This is a genomic window from Vibrio sp. N418, from assembly GCF_000222565.1.
In the GTDB taxonomy this organism is placed as follows: Bacteria; Pseudomonadota; Gammaproteobacteria; order Enterobacterales; family Vibrionaceae; genus Vibrio; species Vibrio scophthalmi.
On record NZ_AFWD01000050.1, the window covers coordinates 1 to 5614 of the forward strand.

At 46.0% G+C, this 5614-nt stretch carries 7 protein-coding genes and 1 pseudogene; 1 reads left to right on the forward strand and 7 read right to left on the reverse strand.

Translation table 11 applies throughout. From position 1 onward, the window contains the following. The first annotated feature begins 115 nt into the window (after positions 1 to 115). A complete protein-coding gene (motY, locus tag RH86_RS10020) occupies positions 116 to 997 on the forward strand; it encodes a flagellar protein MotY (protein ID WP_009386078.1) in 882 nt (293 codons plus the stop codon). Positions 998 to 1105: 108 nt separating this feature from the next. On the opposite strand, the gene RH86_RS10025 is transcribed toward motY, so the two are convergent. The 7 genes and pseudogenes from RH86_RS10025 to RH86_RS20135 all read right to left on the reverse strand — a co-directional run. Further along, complete coding sequence (locus tag RH86_RS10025; RefSeq protein ID WP_009386079.1) at positions 1106 to 1543, reverse strand: DUF2753 domain-containing protein; 438 nt, start codon at positions 1541 to 1543, stop codon at positions 1106 to 1108. Positions 1544 to 1680: 137 nt separating this feature from the next. After that, on the reverse strand, positions 1681 to 2097 hold the full coding sequence (gene gloA, locus RH86_RS10030) for a lactoylglutathione lyase (RefSeq protein ID WP_005595011.1): 417 nt from the start codon (positions 2095 to 2097) through the stop codon (positions 1681 to 1683). Between the two features lie 118 nt (positions 2098 to 2215). Then, entirely contained in the window at positions 2216 to 2851 is a 636-nt protein-coding gene (nth, locus tag RH86_RS10035; RefSeq protein WP_005595010.1) for an endonuclease III, read from the reverse strand. A 138-nt stretch (positions 2852 to 2989) separates the two neighbouring features. Continuing rightward, complete coding sequence (locus RH86_RS10040) at positions 2990 to 3679, reverse strand: electron transport complex subunit E (protein ID WP_005595009.1); 690 nt, start codon at positions 3677 to 3679, stop codon at positions 2990 to 2992. Further along, positions 3672 to 4310, reverse strand: coding sequence for an electron transport complex subunit RsxG (rsxG, locus tag RH86_RS10045; protein WP_009386080.1), 639 nt, complete (start codon positions 4308 to 4310; stop codon positions 3672 to 3674). The genes RH86_RS10040 and rsxG overlap by 8 nt, the downstream gene beginning before the upstream one ends. A 9-nt stretch (positions 4311 to 4319) precedes the next feature. Continuing rightward, complete coding sequence (gene rsxD / locus RH86_RS10050) at positions 4320 to 5366, reverse strand: electron transport complex subunit RsxD (RefSeq protein WP_038219549.1); 1047 nt, start codon at positions 5364 to 5366, stop codon at positions 4320 to 4322. Continuing rightward, positions 5311 to 5614 (reverse strand): annotated as a pseudogene (locus RH86_RS20135) (electron transport complex subunit RsxC); the annotation flags it as partial. The gene rsxD and the pseudogene RH86_RS20135, both read right to left, overlap by 56 nt.

The following is a 5614-nucleotide window of genomic DNA, read 5'->3' on the forward strand; positions in this document are numbered from 1 at the left end:
TTGAAACAAGAAAAGTTGGCGGGAATTTTGCTTGATCAAAGAAATGGATACGGTCACTCTTGATAAGAGGCAACGCCGTGCCGCTAATGAATACAATAAAGAGAACCATAACGTCATGAAAATGCGCATTGTCACCAGTCTTGCATTATCCATCGCTACCTTTAGCTCAAGCAGTTGGGCAATGGATAAAGCCTATGGCGCAACACCAGGACAATCCAAGTGGCAAATGGTGGCGAATACACCACTTGAGTGCCAACTTGTTCATCCGATCCCTAATTATGGCGATGCGGTGTTCTCTTCTCATGCCAGTAAAAAAATAAACCTCGATTTTGAATTGAAAATGAAGCGCCCGATGGGGGAGACACGTGATGTCTCTTTGGTCTCGATGCCGCCAGCATGGCGCCCTGGTGATAGCGCTGATCGCATGACCAATATTCGCTTCTTTAAACAATTTGATGGTTACGTCGGGGGGCAAACGGCGTGGAGTATTCTGAGCGAATTAGAAAAAGGTCGTTCCCCAACGTTTAGCTACCAAGAGTGGCAAAGCCGTGATCAGCGTGTGGAAGTGGCGTTGTCGTCGGTGCTATTCCAGCAATCTTACAATGTCTTTAGTGACTGTATTGCCAATTTATTGCCTTATAGCTTTGAAGATATCGCCTTCACTATTTTGCATTATGATCGTTCAAGTGTGCAGTTGAACAAAGCCTCGCAAAAGCGCTTAGCGCAAATTGCGGAATATATTCGCTACAACCAAGATATCGATTTGGTGCTGGTCTCAACCTATACTGACTCGGAAGACAGCAAGAGTGAGAGCCAAGCATTATCTGAGCAACGTGCCGATGTGCTACGCACTTATTTTGAATCTATCGGTTTACCGGAAGATCGCATCCAAGTACAAGGTTATGGTAAACGTCGCCCTGTCGCCGATAATTCGTCACCAATTGGTAAAGATAAAAACCGTCGCGTCGTTATCTCGTTGGGGCGAACACAGGTATAACCGAATTAGAGATCGCGATAGAGGAAAAACCAGCCAATAGGCTGGTTTTTTGTTGGTGCTGTATGGTGAAGTTACAACACTTATTGGGGGAATCTTGTTTCGAGCAGATTAATGTAGGCGGAATTTTGCAATCAGATTGCAATTGGTTGCGCTATCAATATTTTGCACCAAACGGGCAATATTGGGGTTAGGGTGGCGCTTCATAAATGCGACGAGCGCTTTTTTGCAGCAACCCATCGAATCGACAAAGGCATCGCAGCCGCTATTCGGGCATTGAGGTACTAAGGTCAGTACTTTTTCTGAGGCAAGCTTAAGGTATTTTAATTCGTATTTGGCATCACCCATCACGCGCCAAAAGTTAGCTAGGTTATGGCATGAAACCACAGAAATGAGTAAGCGGTCTTCGACATCAATATGCTCAGCAAGGCTGATATCTTCACTGGCAGTCAGTGCTTGTTGATAATGCAAAATAGAGCGCAGATGATCATGTTCTTGCAGCGCCATATCAGCAAGTAAAGTGTGTTTCTCCCAGTCTGAAATCTCCATCTTTCAACCTTTATTCTGTTCAGCATACCTCAAGATAAATTAATGGTAAGTGATAATCATTATCATGTAAAGCAAATAAAAAGAGCAGCCTGAGCTGCCCTTTATCTTTCTCTATCACGACATCATTTCGTCGTCGATTAGCCTTCTAAACCTGCAGATGCTTGAGAGTTTTGAATTAACTCAATCATGTAGCCATCAGGATCTTTTACGAAAGCGATATGAGTGCTTCCGCCTTTTACAGGGCCAGCTTCACGAGTGATGTTGCCGCCTGCCGCTTTGATGGTATCGCAGGTAGCATAGATATCATCGACACCAATAGCGATGTGACCAAACGCGTTACCTAAATCGTATTCACTGGTGCCCCAGTTGTAAGTCAGTTCAATCACCGCGCCCTGAGACTCGTCACCGTAGCCGAGGAAGGCAAGGGTGTATTGGTACTCAGTGTTGTCATTTTTGCGTAATAGCTGCATGCCCATTACGTTAGTGTAGAACTCGATAGATTTATCTAAATCGCCGACACGCAGCATGGTGTGTAGAATGCGTCCGTTTGACATAATTTGCTCCTAGTATAATTCTGCTTAAATATTACCACGAAGTTTTCTTTATTTGGCCATGATTTAGCGCTCAAGGTTTTTGTTTCTAGTGCAAAAAAGCAGCCCTGTGGCTGCCTTCTTATACGTCTGTTTTTTCTTTGTATTCGCATAAATCTTCGATGATGCAACTGCCACAGCGTGGTTTACGTGCCACGCAGGTGTAACGGCCATGCAAGATAAGCCAATGGTGCACATCAAGCTTGAATTCTTTGGGTACCACTTTTAGCAGCTTTTCTTCAACCTGATCCACATTTTTGCCCATGGCAAATTTGGTACGATTAGAGACGCGATAAATATGAGTGTCTACGGCAATGGTTGGCCAACCGAAAGCAGTATTGAGCACCACGTTAGCGGTTTTACGTCCAACACCAGGTAGCGCTTCTAATGCCTCGCGATTTTCGGGCACTTCACCACCATGTTGTTCTAATAAAATGCGACAGGTTTTAATCACATTTTCAGCTTTTGAGTTGAATAAACCGATGGTTTTAATGTAGTGCTTAACCCCATCAACGCCTAAGTCGAGAATCGATTTTGGTGTGTTGGCGACGGGATACAGTTTGTCGGTGGCTTTATTGACACTGACATCGGTTGCTTGTGCAGAAAGTAAGACGGCAATTAACAGCTCAAAAGGTGAACTCCAATTGAGCTCGGTTTGCGGATTTGGGTTGTTGTCCCTAAGACGTTTAAGAATCTCAACGCGTTTAGTGTTGTTCATGTTTATGCTACTTCCCGTGTATCGATCGCTGTGTTTCCGTTGTAGGGAGCGGTTAATGGGCTGCACCTACAACGGATGAGCAATCAGGCTAACATCTCTATTTTTATAATGGTTGAGATGGCCGCTATTAGAGGGTGGTTAGTTGGTTACTCGTGCTCGTTCAATGTTTGGTTTATCTTGTTTTGGTTGGCGTTCTGCGAGCTTTTTATCAATCACGTTCTTTAACGCGATTAACAGACCGACGCCAATAAACGCGCCTGGTGGAAGTAGTGCTAATAAGAAGCTGCTATCGAAATGGAACACTTCGATACGCAATGCTTTAGCCCATTCACCAAGCAGCAAATCAGCCCCATCAAATAGAGTCCCGTTACCAATGATTTCGCGCATTGCGCCAAGAACAACCAGTACACTCGTCATGCCAAGGCCCATCCACAAACCGTCTAAAGCCGCTGGGATTGGATCATTTTTTGAAGCGAACGCTTCCGCTCGGCCAATGATAATACAGTTTGTTACGATCAATGGGATGAAGATACCCAAAGAAAGGTAGAGACCATAAGCGTAAGCGTTCATCAGTAACTGCACACACGTTACCAGTGCGGCAATGATCATGACAAACACCGGAATACGCACTTCTTTTGGCACATAATCACGTACTAGTGAAACCGTGACATTTGAACCCACCAGAACCAGTAAGGTGGCAATCCCAAGGCCAAGCGCATTGGTAATGGTTGATGAAACCGCCAAGAGAGGACACAGACCGAGTAGTTGTACTAGTGCCGGGTTGTTGTCCCACATGCCATCTTTAAACAGCTTTTTGTTATCAGCCATTATTTTCTCCTCCACAATTACGTGGTTGAGCCAGTAACTGTTGACGATTTTGGTTGATGTAATCAACGGTACGTTTTACTGATTTGACGACCGCACGAGGTGTGATGGTTGCGCCAGTAAATTGATCAAATTGGCCGCCATCTTTGCGTACATGCCAACTTGATTGGTTGTCTGCGGTAACCGTTTTACCGGTAAAACCCAAAATCCAATCGCTGACCCGTAGATCAATTTTATCACCTAACCCTGGGGTTTCTTGATGTGATAAAACGCGTGTGCCGAGTATGGTGCCATCTTGTTGTACCGCAACAATCACTTTGATCGCGCCGTTATAACCATCAGGCGCAATAGCCTCAAGCGCAATCGCACTTGGCTCACCGTTTAAAGTGGCAATATAAGCTGGCATTGCTTGAGTGGTACCAAGAGCGGAGTCTTCAACTAAGGTGCACGCTTGATACAAGCTATTGTCATGTAATTGCTCAGGAATGACTTGATTCAATACTGAGAGCAGTTGTTTTTGTTCCTGCAATTGAATCTGGTCTTTGGTCAAATACTGAGTTAGTGCGACTAATCCGGTCGATGCACAAGCAAAGATGGCCAGTGTTACCCCGTTTTTACGAATTGCGTTTAACATTTGGGATCCTTAATGGCCATAAGTGCGAGGTTTGGTGTAGTAATCGATCAGTGGCACACACATATTGGCAAGTAATACTGCAAATGCGACGCCATCAGGGAAACCACCCCAAGTGCGGATAATGAATACCATTGCGCCAATAAACGCACCAAAAATGAGTCGCCCTTTTACTGTCGTTGAAGCGGAAACCGGATCGGTTGCAATGAAGAATGCGCCCAACATCGTTGCACCAGAGAATAAGTGAACCAGGGGCGACGCGGTTTGATCGGGCGTAAGCAGCATGAATAGGCTACTGATGACCAATAAACTGGCTAAAAAGCTTACAGGTATCTGCCAGTTGATCACGCGCAGCTTGATCATAGCGATACCGCCAATCAAGTAGGCAAGGTTGACCCATTGCCAGCCAATACCTGCGAACGCGCTAAATTGCGGTTGAGCCATCGCTTCACTTGCGGTGCTTCCTGCCATCAGTGCGGTTTTAAAGCTGTCTAACGGGGTCGCCATCGTCATGCCATCAATGCCGGTACGGATCTGTTGCAGTGATAAACCTTCAACGTCGTAACCGGTAAAGATCAGAGAGAACGCATCTGCTGAACTGATCGATGTGCTTTGCAGTTCAATTGGTGAAATCCAACTGGTCATTTGTAATGGAAATGAGATTAACAGAACCACATAGGCAATCATGGCCGGATTAAATGGGTTTTGTCCAATACCACCATAAAGTTGCTTGGCAATCACAATAGCAAAAACAAGACCAATCGCGATGATCCACCATGGTGAAAGAGGCGGAATTGCCACCGCAAGTAACCATGCTGTGACCAGTGCGCTATTGTCACGCAGTGCTGACATTGGTGAGCGCTTACGTAACAGCATGACCACCGCTTCAAGGCTCAAGGCGATGACAATAGCGAGTACTAACTGAATCAGTGTTCCCCAGCCAAAAAAGTAGGTTTGAGCAATAAGACCCGGCAGGGCACAAAGAGCCACCCACTTCATTAAGTCAGGAGTGCTTCTGCGGCTGTGCGCATGGGGTGAGCTGGCAATAAAGAAGGCCACTACTCTTTCTCCTCAGATTGTTTTTGTTGTTCTTGTTGTGCTTTGCGTGCTTTGCGTGCTTTGGCGCGCGCAATGGCAGCGGCAACCGCGGCTTTTTCGCATCGTCAGCGCTTGGCGTTTCAGTGATGTCAGCTTTCGCTTCTGCTTGTGGTGCAGAGCTCGCGTCATTCGCTTCAATAGGCGCAGCAGCTTGCTCTGCTTTACGTGCTTTGGCGCGCGCAATGGCGGCTGCAACCGCGGCTTTTCTT

Bases quoted from the DNA above. Each gene is read 5' to 3' on its own strand.
- motY (WP_009386078.1), top strand. From the start codon at position 116: ATGAAAATGCGCATTGTCACCAGTCTTGCATTATCCATCGCTACCTTT.
- RH86_RS10025 (WP_009386079.1), bottom strand. From the start codon at position 1,543: ATGGAGATTTCAGACTGGGAGAAACACACTTTACTTGCTGATATGGCG.
- gloA (WP_005595011.1), bottom strand. From the start codon at position 2,097: ATGTCAAACGGACGCATTCTACACACCATGCTGCGTGTCGGCGATTTA.
- nth (WP_005595010.1), bottom strand. From the start codon at position 2,851: ATGAACAACACTAAACGCGTTGAGATTCTTAAACGTCTTAGGGACAAC.
- RH86_RS10040 (WP_005595009.1), bottom strand. From the start codon at position 3,679: ATGGCTGATAACAAAAAGCTGTTTAAAGATGGCATGTGGGACAACAAC.
- rsxG (WP_009386080.1), bottom strand. From the start codon at position 4,310: ATGTTAAACGCAATTCGTAAAAACGGGGTAACACTGGCCATCTTTGCT.